10 protein-coding genes are annotated in these 18,824 nt (G+C 63.1%); 3 read left to right on the top strand and 7 right to left on the bottom strand.

Going from position 1 to position 18,824, the window contains the following annotated elements; translation table 11 throughout:
- Positions 1-215: 215 nt before the first annotated feature.
- Both FYB76_RS11750 and FYB76_RS11755 read right to left on the bottom strand, forming a co-directional pair.
- Positions 216-626 carry a hypothetical protein gene (locus FYB76_RS11750; RefSeq protein WP_154133752.1) on the bottom strand — a complete coding sequence of 137 codons (411 nt, stop codon included), beginning with the start codon at positions 624-626 and terminating at the stop codon, positions 216-218.
- A complete protein-coding gene (locus tag FYB76_RS11755) occupies positions 623-9,802 on the bottom strand; it encodes a hemagglutinin repeat-containing protein (protein ID WP_154133753.1) in 9,180 nt (3,059 codons plus the stop codon). Before FYB76_RS11755 ends, FYB76_RS11750 begins: the two co-directional genes overlap by 4 nt.
- Before the next feature lie 378 nt (positions 9,803-10,180).
- Here FYB76_RS11755 and FYB76_RS11760 point away from each other — a divergent pair, with 378 nt between their 5' ends.
- Both FYB76_RS11760 and FYB76_RS11765 read left to right on the top strand, forming a co-directional pair.
- Positions 10,181-11,077: a LysR family transcriptional regulator gene (locus tag FYB76_RS11760; RefSeq protein ID WP_088755256.1), complete on the top strand. Its 897-nt coding sequence runs from the start codon at positions 10,181-10,183 to the stop codon at positions 11,075-11,077.
- 129 nt (positions 11,078-11,206) lie between these two features.
- On the top strand, positions 11,207-12,337 hold the full coding sequence (locus FYB76_RS11765) for a DSD1 family PLP-dependent enzyme (protein ID WP_154133754.1): 1,131 nt from the start codon (positions 11,207-11,209) through the stop codon (positions 12,335-12,337).
- Here the strand turns inward: FYB76_RS11765 and FYB76_RS11770 are convergent.
- Genes FYB76_RS11770 through FYB76_RS11780 form a run of 3 tightly spaced genes read right to left on the bottom strand, consistent with a single transcriptional unit; the run spans position 12,324 to position 15,506 of the window.
- Entirely contained in the window at positions 12,324-13,535 is a 1,212-nt protein-coding gene (locus FYB76_RS11770) for a M20 aminoacylase family protein (RefSeq protein WP_154133852.1), read from the bottom strand. The genes FYB76_RS11765 and FYB76_RS11770 overlap by 14 nt on opposite strands.
- Positions 13,536-13,580: 45 nt before the next feature.
- Positions 13,581-15,062, bottom strand: a complete 1,482-nt coding sequence (locus FYB76_RS11775) for an aldehyde dehydrogenase family protein (RefSeq protein WP_154133755.1) — start codon at positions 15,060-15,062, stop codon at positions 13,581-13,583.
- 45 nt (positions 15,063-15,107) lie between these two features.
- Positions 15,108-15,506: a RidA family protein gene (locus FYB76_RS11780; protein ID WP_088755259.1), complete on the bottom strand. Its 399-nt coding sequence runs from the start codon at positions 15,504-15,506 to the stop codon at positions 15,108-15,110.
- A 126-nt stretch (positions 15,507-15,632) separates the two neighbouring features.
- On the opposite strand from FYB76_RS11780, the gene FYB76_RS11785 reads away from it, so the two are divergent.
- Positions 15,633-16,577, top strand: coding sequence for a LysR family transcriptional regulator (locus tag FYB76_RS11785; protein WP_154133756.1), 945 nt, complete (start codon positions 15,633-15,635; stop codon positions 16,575-16,577).
- Positions 16,578-16,583: 6 nt separating this feature from the next.
- Here the strand turns inward: FYB76_RS11785 and FYB76_RS11790 are convergent, their stop codons facing one another.
- Both FYB76_RS11790 and FYB76_RS11795 read right to left on the bottom strand, forming a co-directional pair.
- The gene (locus FYB76_RS11790; protein ID WP_154133757.1) at positions 16,584-17,909 is read right to left on the bottom strand and encodes an FAD-binding oxidoreductase; all 1,326 of its coding nucleotides are present in this window, start codon (positions 17,907-17,909) and stop codon (positions 16,584-16,586) included.
- Position 17,910: 1 nt separating this feature from the next.
- Complete coding sequence (locus tag FYB76_RS11795; RefSeq protein WP_154133758.1) at positions 17,911-18,645, bottom strand: cupin domain-containing protein; 735 nt, start codon at positions 18,643-18,645, stop codon at positions 17,911-17,913.
- Positions 18,646-18,824 lie beyond the last annotated feature (179 nt).

Raw genomic sequence — 18,824 nt, forward strand, 5'->3', positions numbered from 1 at the left:
GATGCAATGGTATCGACGCGTAGTGCTCGACCCGTGCGTGACGCATGCATCAAGCGGGAACTGGGTTTCTATCATCTGGGAGGCGCAGGCTACACTTTCGTAACAGCGTTATCTGCCCTGAAGTGATGACTCTTGGTAAAAGCGTGATCGGCCTAAACACTGATTCAATCGATAGTAACGCGTACACTTCAGCAAATTTACACCGACCGTCAAATTCAGTTTTTTGGGGGAAATAGCTTGCAGATAGTTTCGGGGATAATTGGCGCCGCTTTCCCCAAGCTAACTTTGCGAAGAGCCAATTCCCAGCGCAATTCATCGCATTTCAAACCACTTTCACGCATACACTGCCGTGCAAATGACTCAAATTCACTGAATCCTCTTTTGTAAGGTACAAACTTTATGCCATCCTCTGTTTCACACATGCGTCCGGCAATAAAGTCTCCAGTGGCCACCAGATACTCTATTAATTTTTCCGTCTCGTCGAAAATTTTCTCGTCAGATTTTTCGAGCGAGTTATCACTGGCATCATGGCTGACATAACCCGCGATAAAACCAAAAAAAAGCAGGTCTAGGTCGCCCTCTGCATATATGTCGTCAACGAAGTACTGGTTTTTGGGTTCACTCATGGCGCGATATGCACTTTATAGTTCTTGCCTGCTGCTGGGAAAACATCAATCGTTGCCCCGCCGGTGGCGGAACTGTTACGTAAACCAATAAGAGTCCCGTCCGGAAGAACTTTCATAAGACCGTTATAGCCCTTCGCTTCTGTCGGAGAGGCTCCAAACGTAATATCGTTATATAGTGCATTTAGATTTTCTTCCGAAGACACATTGTATGCGTTTCCGGATTTTTTAAAGGGGATCGCGGTTTCGTTAACTTTTTGACGAACGTCAGCATAATTCAGTGGAGATCTTAAGATTGGTTTTTGCAGCGGCGTTGGCTTTACTCCGGCAACAGCATCTACTACTGCAACTTTTCCTACATCCGATTTGCCAGATAGATTAGATAAGACCTTTGCCAGGCGTGCTGTAGCAGATGGCAAATTTAATATGCCGAGTGATTCCATCAGGGTAGCTTTATCTGCCTCATCCAACTTCGCAAGCTCAACATCTTTCTCCGATACATTGCTTAGTAATGTCGCTTGCTTTTTCTCTATCTGTGTCCTTCTCGTAGCATCGTCTTTAAAAAGTGCTTTCTCCTGCTCCAATGCATCAACTGCTGTTGCAATAGCATCGATTTTTGAACTGCAACCGACCACTTGAGTACAAGGTCCAGAACTAAGCATAGCAATAGCAACATACCTCGCTGCCCATTCAGTCGGGTTCTTCGCTCCAAATCGAGCCTGCTGCTCCGGCGTCCACGAACCATCCTTGTTTCCATTCAAGAAGGGATCGTTTCTCTCTGCAGCACTTGCACTGAACAGTCCAGCGGTCTTGTTCTCAGCGATGAAGCGCTTGGCCAGCTCGTCGCTCTTCCCGCCTCTCTCAGCTGCAGCATCCACCACCGCATAACCCGCAGAGAGCAAGCGCTGGTATGCCTCCTCATCAATGATGGATTCCCGTGTCGCATCCTTCAGATATTTCCGGTATTTGCTCGCCTGACTCTTGGCCCAATCTCTTTCGCTCTGATGCAATTGCCGATTGTTGGCGTCCGCATTGACAGCCGCCGCCAATCCCGCACTTCCTCCCACCACACTACCGATGGCTGCCGCCGTCACCTGTTCCAACCCCTGGCGAACGGGCGCAGACAAGGCCATCTTGTCGATCAACTTGCCGAACTCCGGCATGACGGTCGATGCAGTCAAGGCGCCTGCACCACCTGCAGCACCCCCGCTCAACGCACCCGCAGCAGTATGCAAGGCCGTGCGATAAAGCCCGCCCTCGCTCCACTTGTCCCGCTCGGCAATCAGCGCAGGCCTTTCTACTTCGCTGGCAGATTCTATTTTTCGATCCAGCTCATTGACCTTCGTGGTCGCATAGCGACCGATTTCCCGACTGGCATTCCTTCCAAACGCCTCCATGATCCTGGCCTGCGCCTGCACATCCTCCTGCAGCGCCTGCGCATCCCACTGCTTGTTCAGCTTGCCACTCGTATCTCGCTCGCTGCTCGCATCGGTGTTGATGGACGCTATCGTTTCCGCAGCTGACTTGCCTGTCTTCGCCTGCTGTGCGAGGTCATCCTTGATCCTCACATCCGCTGCACTGATGCCGCTGCGCGTGGCGCTACTCTCATTGCCATTGCTACTGCCGATGCCTATCCCCGTGCCGACCAATGATCCCTTCGCGCCATCCATCCCCGCGCCAGCGCTGATGCTCTCCGCCTTGTAGCTGCTGCGATTCTGGATGTCAGATTGCGTCAGCGTCTCCGTGCTCAGGCTGTTCCTGCCCTCAATGGCGGCCTTGTCCGTACTGGCAATCTTGCCGCCTTTCAGGTCGGTGTTACCTGCCACCCGGACCTGGAATCCCTCATCTCCAGCCCGGATACCGGATTGCTCATTGACGCTCGCGAACTCACCCTCGACCCTGCTGTGGCTGAGGTTGACGCTCCCGTTCATCTTGCCCGCCCCTACCGAGACACTGGCGCCAAAACCCTGCTGCTTGCTCTTGGTGTTGCTGCTGTCTTGCAGACTCTCGATATTCAAATTGCCATGTCCGCTGGTTCCTGCGTCGATCTCCCCCCGTCTACCCGCCACGACTGCACCTCGCAGCGTAGTGTCCGTGCCGGATCTGAGCGCGACCTTGTTGCCCGCATCGACATGCGTGTTGACTTGTTCCACATCACTGCCATCGCCGCGACCCAGGCTGCCGGACACATTGGCGTTGACCATGAATCCATCGGTTCCGATGGAGAATCCCACCGATCCAGATTTGCTCTGGTTGCTGCTGTTCTGTGCTGAGGTATTCTGATCGGCCAGCAGGCGGATTCCGTTCTCGGCCTGTAGCGAGGCATTGACGCCGGCCTTGATGTCACTGCCTTGGATGAGGATGCTGCTGTCCTTGCCGCCACCTTGTGCTTTGATACCGACGTTGCCTCCTGCGGCAACAGCGGAGCCACGTACCGTCTTGCTGCTCTGTTCGCTACGGCTGTTGCTGCTGCTGCCGCCTATGCTGAAAGCGAGGTTGATACCGCCCACCTTGTCAGCCTTATTGGCATCGCGGCTTGGAACCTTGCCTTGTGCGTTGGCAGGGCCGGTAGCGATCTGGTTGGGCTTGTCGTTGATCGTGCTGCCTTGTCCGGCACTGATGGCGTCATACGCCTGCTTGCCAGCAAAGCCCATGTTGGCAGCAGCCAGCGCCTGCATGCGACCATTCCTTGTCTTGCCTGCCGCCTCCGCCATCTGCTGCACCGTCTGCACCGCCGACAACACCGGACTGGTCACCGCCACCGTCACCCCCTGCTGGCGGAACTTGTCCTCGGTCACGGTGCGGCTGCCCTGCTGTGCAGCAAGAATGCTGACGGTTCGGGCCGCGATGTCGATGTCGCCACCCGGTGCCAGCACATCACTACCCACCTGCATGTACCGATTGCCCGCCACGATGCGCACATCGCCCTGCACGCTGCCAATGGTCGATGCCGACGCAGTCTCGCTATTGCGATCCACATCACGGCTCTGCATGCGGCTGCCTACCGTCACGCCGATGCCCGCTCCCATCACGCCGCTCTTGGTCTCCTGACGGAAGTTGCGCTGCGCGCTGCTGTCGGTCGAGGCAACAATGTTCACGTCATGGCCCGCCACCACCGCCGTCCCCTGCGGGGACACTACACTGCTGCCCGACACGTTCACATCACGTCCCGCCCGAAGCAGGACGGTATCGCCGGAGAAGGTACTGCCCGCCTCGCGGCTGGTACTGCTGGCGTCATCGATGCGCACCGTCGTGGACGTCAGGATTCCGCTGCTGCTGCGCTGCCCCTGGTCACGTGCGCTGGCCGAGACGTTGGCGGTGCCGATGCGCACGTCACGTCCGGCCTCGACTTGCAGTGCGCCTTCGGCGACTACCTGCGCCCCCTTGCTCGTCACATCCTGCCCCGCCTGGATGCGGACGCTGTTGCCGCTGACTTGCGTGGCGACCTCCTTGCTGCCGGTCACCACGGCACGATTGATGCCGACCTCATCGGTGCCGTGTGTACCGTTGGCGCGGTCCACGAAGTTCGGACCGGTGAGCAAGCTGACCCGGTTGCTGCCCCCCTTGTCACTGGCCCAGCGGATCTCCTGCCGGAAATACTCCTGGATCACACCCAGACGCACATCCCTTCCGGCCGAGAGCGTGGCCTCGCCGCTGGCGGCAATCACGGCAGCATCGGCCTGCAGATCGCGGCCAGCAAGCAGCACCATTTCCTTGCCGCTGACGCTGGCGACCTGATCGATGTTGCTGCCCGTGGTGGTGGCATTGGCGGTCGTGACGCTGGTACTGCGAATCACGATGTCCCGGCCCGCGCTCAATACCAGCTTGTCGTTGGCATCGATGACGCCTCCGGCATTGTCGATATCGGACTGTGCCAGCAGGCGAACCGAGCCGCCCTCGATGCGCCCGCCGAGATTGCGGATGTTGTCCGCGCGCAGTGTCACACCGGTTCGCGCAGCGATGGTGCCGCCACGATTGAAGATGTCCTGCACGGTCTGGAAGGCGACCTCATTGCCGGCAATCAGGGTCTGGCGACCGCTCACACGCAGGCTCGACGGCTGCAGGTAGACCTGCGGTACCAGCACCTCTTGCGCGCTGCCATCGGCCAGCCTCACCGTGCGCTTCACCAGCCAGACAATGTCGGTCTTGAGCTGGGCGATCTGCTCGGCTGACAGCGCGATGCCCAGTGCGTAGCGCTGGACCTGCGCCTGTTGCAGCCCGGCTTGCATCAGCGCCAGGTATTGCGCCTCGTTGGTGGCGAAACCGTTCAGGTAGCGCTGGCCGGTGGCGTCCTGGATCTGCCGCTGGATCAGCTGTTGTTCGTAGAAGCCATCGCCGAAACGCTGGTAACCCGGCGCGGGCCCGAAGCGGTCCTGATATGCACGCACCAGGAAGTCGGATGACAGCCAGTTGCGCTGGCCGATGAAACGCGGATCAGTCTGCACCAAGGGCAGCGCCACGCTGCCCTGATTGACCTGGTACAAGGCATTGGCCGGCAGGCTGACGTCAACGGCGGGAGTACGCAGGTCGGTAGTCTTGCCCGTTCCCTGCGGTGCTTGTGCGGGAATGGTTGCGGCTGTACGAGCAGTCCGGTCGCGCGTGCTGCCCGCCTCGTGCGTGGCGCTCACATCAAGTGGGAATCGCGTCTCTATCGTTTGAGAAGCATAGGGTGCGCTCTCATAACGGCGGTCATCGGCTTTGAGTGTATGTGACTTGATGAAGGTTTTCTCTGCCGTGCCGGTGGAGGTGACCGTCTGCTGGCCCAACGGGCCGGTATTGTTGATGGCCGTGCCGTTGACACCATCCCCCGCCAGCACGCCACCGGCGATGAACTGGCTGGCGTAGTTGTTGACCACGCCAGCGGCCAGGGTCATCCCGCCACCTGAGGTGATCATGCCGGGAGCGCTGCGCGTGACGATGGTGCGCCGGATCTGTTCGGTGCCGTCGTAGATGATCCACTCGCCTGCCATGCGAGCGTAGAGTGAACGGTTGAATCTATCGATAGCCTTGTCCAGATTGTGGTAGGACTCAACCGTCGTATCGCGGATCGCTTTCCACTGGCTATGCCTTTGCCGATAATCCGCATCCGGGCAGGACTCGGGATCACTGCAGATTCTGGGAAGTTCGGGCTCGGGCGGTACTTCCGTCGTCGGCCTTGCTACGCGAAAGACATCCCATATACGGTCACCGGGCTGGTAGACGAAGCGTTCCGGTTCTGCCGGAAAGGTGCTGTGCTCGGTACTGACTTCGGGAATCGCTGCAAGATAGGCAGGGCCAACGCCGAAGCTCCGGTACAAGCGGCCACCCCTGCCGACATGCCGGCTATAGTCAAACGGCGGTCCGTAACGCTCAAAGGGATATTCCTCCGACGGCAACAGCAAGCGGAAATTGTCCTCATCGCCCATCGCGCGCCAGTTCTCCGGCGCGATGATCTGGCCGCTATCCTGATGGATCAACCGCGCATTGTCGCCAGAGACGAATTCCGGCGATCCCACCAGCCGGTAGTTGATGATCCTGCGTCCCGGCTTGCTCTCTTCAGCGATCTCGACATGCGCATTGCGGTTGTTGATCGCATCGGCGGCAATGGTGAGTGCGCCATCCGCATTGACAGTGGCGCTGGTGTTGTTGACTTCGCGCGCACGTCCGGTCGCACGATGGTCGCTGCCGATGGCGCCGCCAATGGACATGTCGCCGACCGAATACAGCAGCGCCTGCTCGCTGTTGTAGAGCAAGCCGCTCCCGATATCCAGGCGCTCACGCGCCGCGATGACCGGGGCCCGCAGCATGCCGTCGACGCTCTCCGGGGCGTTGTGCAGCACATCGGCAGCAAGCGCGATGCGGTCACCGTAGATGCGCCCGGTACCGAGGTTGTAGAGCGTGCCGGCCTGGATGCGCGTGGTGACGCCATCGATCAGGCCCCGGTTGATGAAGTCCTGTCCCGCACCGGCAGACAGCGAGACATCGCCGCCCAGGATGGAAGCTCCTGCATGATTCTGGAGTCCCCTGGCAGTCACGCGCAACGCTGCCCCAGCGGCCAGCGTGCCGTAGTTGCTGAAGCGCCCGCCAATGCGCAGATCGAGATTGCCAGCGGCTGCAGTTTCTCCGCGCTGCTCCAGGTCGGCGGCCACATCGATACGCAGATCCTTGTGGCTCAACAGCAGGCCCTTGCCAATCAGGGAGTCGGACGTAAGGCTCAGGTCACCGCCTGCGAGGATGCGTCCGCCTTCGTTGTCGATGACCAGCCTGCGGGTGCTGGCCGGGTCACTGACCGCCAGCGTGCCTTGCGAAGACAGGAGCCCGCCGCGATTGTCCACACGCTCACGGGCGGCGATCTGCAATGACTGGCCGGTGCGGATAGCGCCCTTGTTGTTGTGGAGGGCACCTGTGGTGAGGCTTACGCTAAGGCCCTCGATGCCCTGGTCCTTGCCCTGGGTATCGTCGTTGCGCAGGCTCCGGCTCTGTAGGGTTACGTCTTCATCGGAACGAATCAGGCCACGGCGGTTATCCATCTCGCCAGCCGACACCTCCACTTGCATCGCGCCCTTCGACTGCAACTGCCCGCCGCGATTGTCCACGCTGCCCGCCTCGATGCGCAGCCCACCACCAGTGGCGATATCGCCACCCTGATTGTCAAGGCTGCTCACTTGCAGACGGGCTTGGCCGCCTGCCACCACCACGCCCGCGCCATTGCCCAGCGCACCGGCCTTGATGTGCAGATCCGTGCCGGCACGCACGCCCTGGTCCTTGCCCGAATGCAGGTTGTACAGTGCCTGGCCGTGGGTATCGAGGTCGAGGCTCTTGAGGGCCTGCAACAATCCGCCCTCATTGTTGACTTCACCGCTGGAGAGCGTCAGCTTGCCCCGGGCGGCGATGCTGCCGGCACGATTGTCGAGTTCTGCGCTCTCCAGCTTCAGGTCTTGCCGCGCAAAGAGCACGCCGCGCTGATTGTTGAGACGCTGCTTGCGCGTGTCGATCACCACCTCGTTGCCCGCCAGCGTGCCGTCGCTGTTATCGATGCCGGTCGCCGTGATCTCCATTCGCGTGGCGGCGAGGATCTTGCCTTGGTTGCTGGATTTTCCGTCTGTCGTCAGTTCGAGAGAACTCTCGGCCGAACGGATCCTGCCCCGGTTCTCCAGCGTGGCCGCATTGACGGTGAGGGTGTCGTTGGCGCCGATCTCTCCGGTGTTGCTCAAGCCCTGTTGCAGCGAGAGCTTCATGGCGCCCTCGGCGGTAAATGTTCCGCTGTTGTTCAGCGCCGTCGCCTTCAATGAAACGGATTGCCTGGCCTCAACAATGCCGCTGTTGGTGATGCTCTCTCGAGTCTGTACATCGACACTTTTGTTAAGAGAATAGAGCGCACCGCCATTGGCCAGGGAGGCCGCCCGGAAATCCACCGTGCCATCTGCACCGATCTTGCCGCTGTTGAGCGCGGCAGCGGCGATGCTCATGAGCAAGCTGCCCTGTGAGAACAGCTTGCCGCTGTTGTCCAGTGCATCGGCATCGACCTGGAGAGTGCTGCCGGCACCGACGTTCTTTTCGTTGATGAATTTGCCGGTCACTTTCAGGGCAAGCGATTGGACTGCACTGAGCGTGCCGCGATTGTTGAGGCTGGCGGCCTTGATGTCGGCGCCGGCCCTGCTGCCCATGATGCCGGTATTGGTGAGGGCGGCACTTGCGCTGGCGTTGAGTGCCGCTTCCCCGATGACGCGCCCCTGGTTTTCAATCGCTACCGCGTTGGCATCGAGGGCCAGTTTCGCTTCGATGCTGCCGCTGTTGAAGAGCCGTCCTGCTACCTGCAACTGCACAGATTCCTGTGCGGAATAAATATCTCCCCGATTGGTCAGCGTCGCGGCGCGTAGCTCAAGCCGGGCGTTGCTGCCGATCTTGCCGCTGTTGTCGAGCATGTTGCGGATACGCAGTGCGAGCGCGTCCGGTGTCACTACACTGCCAGCATTCTCCATCGCTGCCGCAGCCAGCGTGATGCCTGCATCACCAACCATGCTTCCTGCATTGCGCAGCGTGCCGCCAATTTGTACGCTGGCACCGCTGACACTGCCGATGCGACCGCTGGCGGTGTTCTCCAGCGCGTCGGCGTTGATCTGCAACGTGCTACCCGATCCGATCACGCCGCTATTGGTCACCGCGCCTGCGGCGGCAATGCGCGTATCGCCATGCGCAGCAAGGGTGCCGGTATTTTCCAGACGGCCAGCTGCCGTCACGACCAGCTGTCCTTCGGTCGCCGTGAGCGTGCCACCGTTGTGCACGCCCACGCCGTGTTCGGTAGCGCTCAGGTAGATGTGGCCGGCATACATGCCGCCGAGCGCTGCCACATCGATGGCGCGCACCGGCGCACCATCGGTGGCGCTCTGGCCCGGCGTGACCTGCGCGTGATCGGCACTGACCGTATTGAGCCCGGTGGTGAGCCGGATCTGTCTGGCGCGCAGCGCCGCATGCACGCGCACCGCACGGGCGATGACGTCGGCATACGCGGTGTCATTGGCTTGCAGGCCAAGTCCTTCGAAGCTGATCACGCCGCTGTTGACGCGATAGCTTTCCAGGTTGCCCTGGCGGATCACGGGCGTGCCGGTGGTCATGGTGGCGCGCTGGGCGTTGATGAAACCGCAGCCCGCGCAGGTGATGCCGGCCGGGTTGGCGATGATCACCTGCGCCGGGTTGCCTGCCACATCGATGAAGCCACGCAGGTAGCTGGGGTCCGTTGCGTTGACCTGGTTGACGATGACCTGCGCGCCACCGCCGGGCATCCACGGATTGCCGGCGATGTAGCCGCCCAGTTCGGACTTGCTGGCGCCACCCGCGTTGTTGAGGATGACTCCCTGCCCATCCACATCAAAACGCCGGTAGCTGTTGACCGACAGGCCCTTGGCGTTGGGCTGCCGGATGTTCACTACCGGTACGCCATTGGCGGCCTTGAGCACCATCGGCTGCTCTTCGCGGGGTGCGTTGCGGTCGACCAGGATCTGCGCATGTGCCAGGCTTTGCCACGTCAGTGCCAGGGCCGAGACCAGCGTGCAGAACTTCCACGATGCCGGTGCCACCACACTGGCTCCCCCACGTGCCATCGGCAACTTCTGGCCACTGATGGTCGAGGCGGTTTCTGCGACCGCCATCAGCATGCCGCGATGACGGTTGAAGACCAACTGATAGCGCTGACGGTTCATGGATCGCCCCTTTTTGCGAGATCGACCCGGGCCGGATGCCTTATCGATTCGAGGCGCAGTCTATTTTCTTGTCTCTTTCTGAAATATCAGAAATGTCTCATTTCCAAAAAACTTAATGGCAGGGGTTCTGGCAGATTTGAGTACTTTCGAAGATCAGTTTTTTGATCTGATGAGAAATACCTTTGATAGGTTTCATGTCTATTTCATTATCCAAACGGCACTGACCGGTATGACATGACGAACCGGCGCCGCAAGCACTCCGTTGTCAACGCCGTCAATGCCAGTTCCTGCTGTCCGCACGGAGATGGAAGTCCCGCCACCAGCGCTCGAAGCCATTGGTAAAATTCACTCCAATAACCGCCACTATCAGGAACCCTGATGAGAGAACTCAGCCTCGACCAGTTGCGCACCCTGGTCACCATCGTCGACCTCGGCACCTTCTCCGCTGCCGCCAATGCGCTGCACCTGGCGCAGCCCACGATCAGCCTGCATGTCAGCGACCTCGAAGAGCGCCTGGGCAGCGCCCTGCTCATGCGCGGCAGCCGTCGCGTACAGGCCACGGCGCTGGGCGCGCTGGTGATCGACCGGGCGCGGCGCCTGTTGCGCGATGCCGACGACCTGCTCGATGTGGCCAGGAAACACGTGGAAGGCAAGGTCGGCCGGGTGCGCCTCGGGACGTCGACGGGCGTGGTGGTGAACCTGCTGCCCCGCGTACTGCGCCAGCTGGAAAACAGCTTCCCGGGCATCGACGTGGAGGTCAACATCATGGGCTCCAACGAGACCATGGCGCGCCTGCAGGAAGGCACGCTCGACATCGGCCTGGTCGCCATCCCCATCACGGCCTCCAAGGAGATACAGATCACGCACTGGCGCAGCGACCGCATGATGGCCTTCCTGCCGGCCACCTGGAAATCGCCCGCCGCCATCAAGCCGGGCTGGCTGATGGACAAGCCCATGATCTTCAACGACGCCACCACGCAGATGTACCGGCTCACCATGGCCTGGTTTGCCGAGGCCGGTGAAAACCCGCGCGCACGCATCGAACTGAACTACAACGAAGCCATGAAGAGCCTGGTCTCCGCCGGTTACGGCGCGGCCATCCTGCCGCTGGAACAGCCCCTGGCCGCCGAGCTGGACCGCCACAAGGACGTGCGCATCGTGCCGCTGTCGCCGGTGCTCAAGCGCCACATCGGCGTGGCCCATCGCGCCCTCCCCAACCTGGACAAGGCCACCGTGAACGTGCTGGAGACGATACGGCAGTTCCAGCAAGCCTGACGCGGCGCGTAGACCGCAGGACGGCGCATTAAACACAGCTTAATGCTCGATTCACCGAGCATTAAGCACAGCGCAATCCCGATCTCCTATAGTCGATGCTCATCGACCTACCCTCTTCAGGAGTTCCCCATGAGCCTGGCTACCCTGCCCACGCCCGCCGCCTTGATCGACATCTCCCGCATGGAGCACAACATCGCCCGCATGCAGCAGCGCATGGATGCGCTGGGCGTGCGCTTCCGTCCACACGTCAAGACCACCAAGTGCCAGCAGGTGGTGCAGGCGCAACTCCAGGCCGGTGCGCGCGGCATCACCGTTTCCACCCTCAAGGAAGCCGAACAGTTCTTTGCCGCCGGCATCACCGACATCGTCTACGCCGTCGGCATGGCCCCCACCAAGCTGGGCCAGGCGCTGGCGCTGCGCCGCCAGGGCTGCGACCTCAAGATCGTGGCCGACAGCGTGGCCTGCGCCGAAGCCATCGTGGCTTTCGGGCAGGCGCAAGAGGAATGCTTCGAAGTCTGGATTGAAATCGACGTGGATGGCCATCGCTCCGGCATCGCCCCGGAAGACGCCACCCTGCTGGCCGTGGGCAAGGTGCTCCACGCCGGCGGGATGCGTATCGGCGGCGTGATCGCCCATGCCGGCTCCAGCTATGACTACGACAACGACGCCGCCCTCATCGCCGTGGCCGAACAGGAACGCGCCGGATCCGTACGTGCCGCCGAACGCCTGCGCGAAGCCGGCCTGCCCTGCGAGGTGGTCAGCATCGGCTCGACCCCGACCGCGCTGCGCGCCGAACACCTGCAGGGCGTGACCGAAGTGCGTGCCGGTGTCTATGCCATGTTCGACCTGGTGATGCACAACGTGGGCGTCAATACCATGGACGAGATCGCCCTGAGCGTGCTGACCACCGTGATCGGCCACCAGCCCGAGAAAGGCTGGGCCATCGTCGATGCAGGATGGATGGCCATGAGCCGCGACCGCGGCACGCAAGGACGCAAGCACGACTTCGGCTATGGCCAGGTCTGTACGGAAGACGGCAAGGTGCTGGAGGGCTACCTCATGAGCGGGGCCAACCAGGAACACGGCATCCTGTCGCGCCAGGGCAGTCCGGATGCGCAGATCGCCGAGCACTTCCCCATCGGCACGCGCCTGCGCATCCTGCCCAACCACGCTTGTGCCACCGGGGCGCAGTACCAGGAGTATCAGGCCATCGCCGCCGATGGCAGCGTGGCAATCTGGCCGCGTTTCAACGGCTGGTAAGCGCCCCGCCCTTCAGGCCGCTGCCAAACCAGGACTGCGCCAGCGCCACCCAGTAGCGCACGCCTTCTTCGATGATGTCGTCGTTGAAGTCGTAGTGCGGGTGGTGCAGCGAGTGCGAGGCGCGGTCCTGCGGCGCATTGCCGATCAGGACGTAGGTGCCGGGCCGCTCCTCCAGCATGAAACCGAAATCCTCGGAGGTCATGTTGGCCGGGATGCCGGTGCGGATGCGTTCATCACCGAAGGTCTGGCGGATCACGCGTTCACAGAAGTCGGTCTCGGCCGGGGTGTTGATGGTGGCCGGATAGTACTGGAAGAATTCCACCTCGACCTTGGCCCCATAGGCATCGGCCAGCGCATGGCACATGCGGCGGATGTCTTCCTGCAGCTTCTGCTGCAAGGTGGACGACAGCGTGCGGATGGTGCCGCGCAATTCGGCGCGGTCCGGGATGACGTTGTCGGTATCGCCCGCATGGAACATGCAGACCGAAATGACGGCAGGGTCGACCGGATCCTTGTGGCGTGCCGCGATGGTCTGGCACTGCAGGACCATGGAGCAGGCCAGCGGGATCGGGTCCAGCCCCAGGTGCGGCTGGGCCGCATGGGCGCCCTTGCCGGTGATGGTGATCTTCAGGCGCGAACCGGCGGCCATGATGGGACCGGTGCGCAAGCCGAACTGCCCGGCCGGCAAGCCTGGCCAGTTATGCATGCCGAACACGGCTTCGGTCGGGAACTGCTCGAACAGGCCGTCATCGATCATCTTGCGCGCCCCCGCCCCACCCTCTTCTCCCGGCTGAAAGACGAAGTGCACGCTGCCCGGCAACGTCGGCAGCTGCTTGAGCACGCGCGCCGCCCCCAGCAGCATGACGGTGTGGCCGTCATGGCCGCAGGCATGCATGATGCCGTGGCTGCAGGAGGCGTGCGCAAAGTCATTGGCCTCGACGATGGGCAAGGCATCGAGGTCAGCGCGCAGCACGATGCCGCGCTGCGGATCGCTGCCCGGCAGGCTGGCCACCACGCCGGTGCCGCCCAGGCCGCGCGTGACCTCATAGCCCAGCGCCTGCAGCTCCTGCACCACCACGTCGGCGGTGCGATGTTCCTCGAAACGCAGCTCGGGATGCGCGTGCAGGTCGCGGCGCAGGCCGGCCCAGTGGGCGCGGTGCTGGTGCAGGGTGTCTTGCGGATGTTCGGTGTGTTCCATGATGCTCATGTGTTCATGCCGTCGTGACGGCGGTGATGAAGGCGATCAGGCGTAGTAGCCCAGGATCGATTTCACTTCCATGTATTCCTCCATGCCCTCCACCCCATACTCGCGCCCGTTGCCGGACTGCTTGTAGCCGCCGAAGGGGGCCTGCGGGTCCCATGCCGGATAGTTCAGGTGCACCTGGCCGGACTGTATGCGGGCGGCCACGGCGCGCACCTGGTCCTTGTCGGTGCCCTGCACGTGCGCGCCCAGGCCATAGACGGTGTCGTTGGCGATGGCGATGGCTTCTTCCACGGTGTCGTAGGGCAGGATGGCCAGCACGGGTCCGAAGATTTCTTCCTGGGCGATCACCATGTCGGTATGCACGTCGGAGAAAATCGTGGGCCGGGCATAGTAGCCCTGCTCCAGACCGTCAGGACGTCCGGCACCACCGGCCAGCAGGCGCGCGCCATCCTGCATGCCGGCCTCGATCATCTGCTGCACCCGCAGGAACTGCGCGCGGTTGGCCAGCGGACCGTGGGTCGTCGCGGCATCGGTGGGGTCGCCCACCTTCATCTGGGCCAGCGTTGCCAGCGCCAGTTCATGCACGCGATCCAGGGCCGCACGCGGCACGATCAGGCGCGTGGGCGCGCTGCAGGACTGGCCCATGTTGCGGAAAGCGGCCGCCACACCCGGCGGGATGGCACGGTCCAGGTCCGCATCCGGCAACACCACATTGGGCGACTTGCCGCCCAGTTCCTGGGCCACGCGCTTGACGGTGACAGCGGCCGCTTGCGCCACCAGCACGCCGGCGCGGGTGGAACCGGTGATCGAGATCATGTCCACCTGCGGATGCGAGGACATGGCCGCACCGACCTCGGGACCGCTGCCGTTGACCAGGTTGAAGACGCCAGCCGGAATGCCGGCCTCATGCACGATCTCGGCAAACAGCAGCGCCGACAGCGGGGAGAGTTCGCTGGGCTTCAACACCACCGTGCAACCGGCGGCCAGTGCCGGGCCAACCTTGGCGGTGATCTGGTAGATCGGCCAGTTCCAGGGCGTGATGAGGGCACAGACACCAATCGGCTCGCGCACGATGGCCGTGGTGCCGCGCGGACGAATGAAGGGATAGTCCGCCAGGTTGTCGCGCGCCACGCGCAGGTGTTCGGCGGCCAGCGGCACGTGGGCGGTGCGGGCATAGGCGATGGGGGCGCCCATCTCCAGCGTCAGTGCCTGCGCGAACAGCTCGGTACGCTCCACCAGCAGCGCATGCACCCGGCCCAGCAGCGCGGCGCGCTCCAGCGGCGAGGTCGCCGCCCACGCGGCAAACGCCCGGCGCGCGGCCTGCACCGCCTGGTCCACATCGGCGGCGCTGCCCAGTGCGATCTCGCAGACGCGTTCCTCCGTAGCCGGCGAGACCACGGCAGCCACTCCCTCGCCTTGCGGGCGCTGCCATTGGCCATCGATGTAGAAGTGATCCAGGCGGCCGTTGCGCTTGAGGTGCGCCAGCGGGGAAACGGTGTCGGTGGAAGCGGTGCGGGTCATGTCGGGTTGTCCTTGTTTCGGGTTGGTTGCGCGTGCGGCGCAGTGTCACAGCAGTGCCGTGGCCTCCACTTCGACCTGCAGGCCGAAGTGCAGCGCCGGGACCGGCACCACGGCGCGCGCCGGGCGGGCGCTGCCGGCCCAGCGTGCGTAGATTTCGTTGAAGGCAGGCCAGTGCGCCACATCGGTGAGATAGATGCGGACCTGCAGCAGCTTGCCGATGTCGCTGCCGGCCCCGGCTAGTGCGGCTTCCACATTGGCCAGCACCTGCAGGGCCTGCATCTCGAAGCTGGCCTCGGTGAGCTTGTGCCCGCTCGCATCGATGGGCAACTGGCCCGAGATGAAGACCATGCCATTGCCGATGGCGACGTGGCTGTAGTGGCCACCCGGTGTGGCCAGGCCGGTCGGGTTGAGGGTGACGGGGGTAGTGTGTGCTGTGTTGTTCATGATGGGCCAGGCTGAAGTGGAAGGAAGGCCGGTCAGGATAACCGACGCATTTCCTGTGATGGACTGTAGCCAAAAGACCTTCAGCGATGTTTAATGTTCGTTCAATTCACCATTAAGAGGTTTTTAATGCTGCAACTCGATGACATGCAACTGCTGCGTGCCCTGGGCTCGGCCAGCTCGCTGGCCGGTGCTGCCCGCCTGCTCGACCTGACGCCACCGGCAGTGACGGTGCGCCTGCAGCGCATCGAGGACCGCGTCGGTGTGCGCCTGGCCAATCGCGCCGCGCGCGGCTTCGCGCTCACCGACGAAGGCCAGCGCCTGGTGCAGGAAGCCATGGACATCCTGGAGCGCATCGAATCCATCACCGCCAGCGTCTCGCGCGAATCGGACCGCGGGGCCGGCGGCAACCTGGCCAACGTCAGCGGTTCGCTGCGCGTGGTCGCGCCCTTCGGCTTCGGGCGTCGCTACGTGGCGCCGCTGATCCGCGACCTGCACCGCAGCCATCCCAATCTGAACATCTCGCTGCTGCTGGCCGAAAGTCCGCTGGCGGCCTCCACCGGCGCTGATGCGATCATTTCCATCGGACGCGTCAAGGGCTCTTCCTGGGTCGGGCACTTCCTCGCGCCCAATGCGCGCTTCCTGTGTGCCGCGCCGGTGCTGGCCAAACGCATGCAGCGCATCAAGCATCCTTCGGACCTGGCCGAGTATCCCTACCTCAGCCTGCGCGAGAACGACGACGACCTCAGCCGCCTGCGCTTTACGCCCGTCGACAGTGCTGGCCGCCGCACCGGCAAGGCGCTCACGGTCAAGCTCAATGGTGCGCTCTCGTCCAATGACGGCACCATCACGCGCGACTGGGCGCTCGATGGCGACGGCTTCGTCGCGCGTTCCGAATGGGACTGCGCGCATCTGGTGGCCGATGGCAGCCTCAAGCGCGTGCTGCCCGGCTGGCAGCTCGATCCCGCACCCATCATGGCGCTGCTGCCGGGCCGCCAGGGCCTTACGCTGCGCCAGCGCGTCTTCCTCGACGCCGCCAAGCGGGCCTTCCAGCCCGTGCCCTGGCGGCGCTGAGCCGCTTCAGAAATCCGCCACCTTGCCCCAGGACGAATCCGAAAAACGATTGGGGTGATAGGGACGCGGATCGACGATGGGCTCCACACCGCTGGCCAGGTCCGCGATCAGGTGGCCCGCCCCCGGCCCGATGCCGAAACCGTGGCCGGAGAAACCGGCCGCCAGGATCAGGCCCGGTGTCTGCGGCAGCTCGCCGATGCCCGGCACGCCATCGGGCGTGCTGTCCACATAACCGGCCCAGGTATGCGTGACCTTGGCCTGCGCCAGCTGCGGGAGCAATTCGACCGCGCGGCGATGGGTGGCGCGGATCGAGACCGGATCGGCCGACGCATCCAGGATGCGCATGCGTTCCATGGGCGTAGGCGCATCCATGCGCCAGCGCGTCAGGGTCTCGTGGCCGCTGCGCCAGGCTTCCAGCCCGCCCGGCGACAGGCTGCGCCAGCGCTTGGCGAACATCGGAAGGAACTGCGGCGAGAAGCGCAGGAATTGCATGGTCGGATCGACCCGCGCCCGGCCGCTGATGGCCAGCGCATACGAGCCATTGCTGCGGCGGGTGACAGCGACGCCCGAGGTGTAGAGCGCGCCCGGCAAAGGCTGCTCCATGGGCGCCACGCTCATGATGGATTGCCGCACCGATGCCTGCGGGAAGCGGATGCCCAGCTGATGGCAGAACGACGAAGCCCATGCGCCACCGGCCATGACGGCTACCTTGGTCTTGATGACACCAGCTTCGGTGATCACGCCCGAGACGCGGCCGCCTTCGGTTTCGATACCGCGTGCGGCGCATTGCTGGATCACGTGGCCGCCCAGCTTCATGATGGCGCGCGCCACGGCCGGTGCTGCCTTGCCCGGGTCGGCGGTGCCGTCGGTGGGCGAGAAGACGCCGCCTTTCCAGGCGCGTGCGGTGGCATGGCCGCGTTCAGCAGCCTGCTTGGCATCGAGCATGTAGGTGGTCACGCCGGCCGTCTTGGCGAAGTCGCCCCAGGCTGCCCAGCGGGCGATTTCTTCATCATCGTTGGAAAGATAGAGCAGGCCGCAGCGCGTGAAACCGGTGTCCTCACCGGTCTCGGCGGAGAACTGTTCCCACAGGTCGATGCTCTTGGTCGCCATCGGCAGTTCGCGCGCGTCGCGGTTCTGCTGGCGGCACCAGCCCCAGTTGCGGCTGGACTGTTCGGCACCGATGCGGCCCTTCTCGACCACCGCCACCGAGATGCCACGCTTGGCCAGATAGTAGGCGGTGAAGATGCCGACGATGCCGCCACCGATGACGACCACATCGGCGGAGGCCGGGGGAATGGTAGGGCTCTGGACCTGCACGAGTGGGGGCGACATCTTACTTTCCTCCCTCGGCGGCGACGGTCTGCACGACGTAGTACTTCGCCACGCGTGCGCTGCTCTCCCAGCCGATGGCCGCACCCAGCGGCACGAAGACGGCGTCGCCCCGCTCCACCGAAACCACGCTGCCATCGGGTTCGGCAAAGCGCACGCCGCCATCGAGGATGTGCATGAATTCATTGACCGGATGGGCGCGCACGATGCGGTGGTAAGGGGTGGAATCCCAGGTGCCGATCTTGCAGCCGATGGAGCTTTCATCGATCACGTTGTCGCTGCGGCAGGTGGGCACCTCGCCCAGCAGGATTTCCTTGGGCAGCGAATTGGCCGAGGGCTTGAAGTTGGCCTCGGCCACCAGCGGGAACACGCCCGGCTGCACCGGGTGCGGGCAGTCGGCCGCGCAGAACATGGCCAGGGTCGGCTGCGTGGCCGTGATGCGCAGGGCGGCACCGGTGGCGATGACCACGCCGTTGTCGGGCTTGATCACCAGCGGCGCGGCACCTTCGGCTTCGATGCGCAGTTCGCCTTGCACCACCACCAGGGTTTCCTGGTGCGGGAAGCGGGCGATATCGAGGCTGCCTTCAAAACGCAGGCGGCCTGCGCTCATGCCGCCGACGCCTTGCCAGGCAATTTCGCGCACGGCGGCGAAGGGGTCGGAGGCGCCCAGCGCGCCCGGATGGAATGGGGTGGATACGGGGGTGCCGGAGGCACGGTACAACACCAACGCTGCAGTCATTTCTTCTCCTGTTTCCTTGGGGATGGGCAGGATTGCGAGACCGACTCCACGGTGCTCTTGCGGTCCTGCCCGAATCTTTGCTTCATGGCCGGCGCCGGGGCCGACAGCATGCTATCCATGACGATGCTACGAGCCGCGCCTGATCCTGTGATTAATGCTCAACGAATCCAGCATTAAAT

The sequence above is a fragment of the Herbaspirillum sp. CAH-3 genome, assembly GCF_009668275.1.
GTDB classification, from domain to species: Bacteria; Pseudomonadota; Gammaproteobacteria; order Burkholderiales; family Burkholderiaceae_D; genus Herbaspirillum; species Herbaspirillum aquaticum.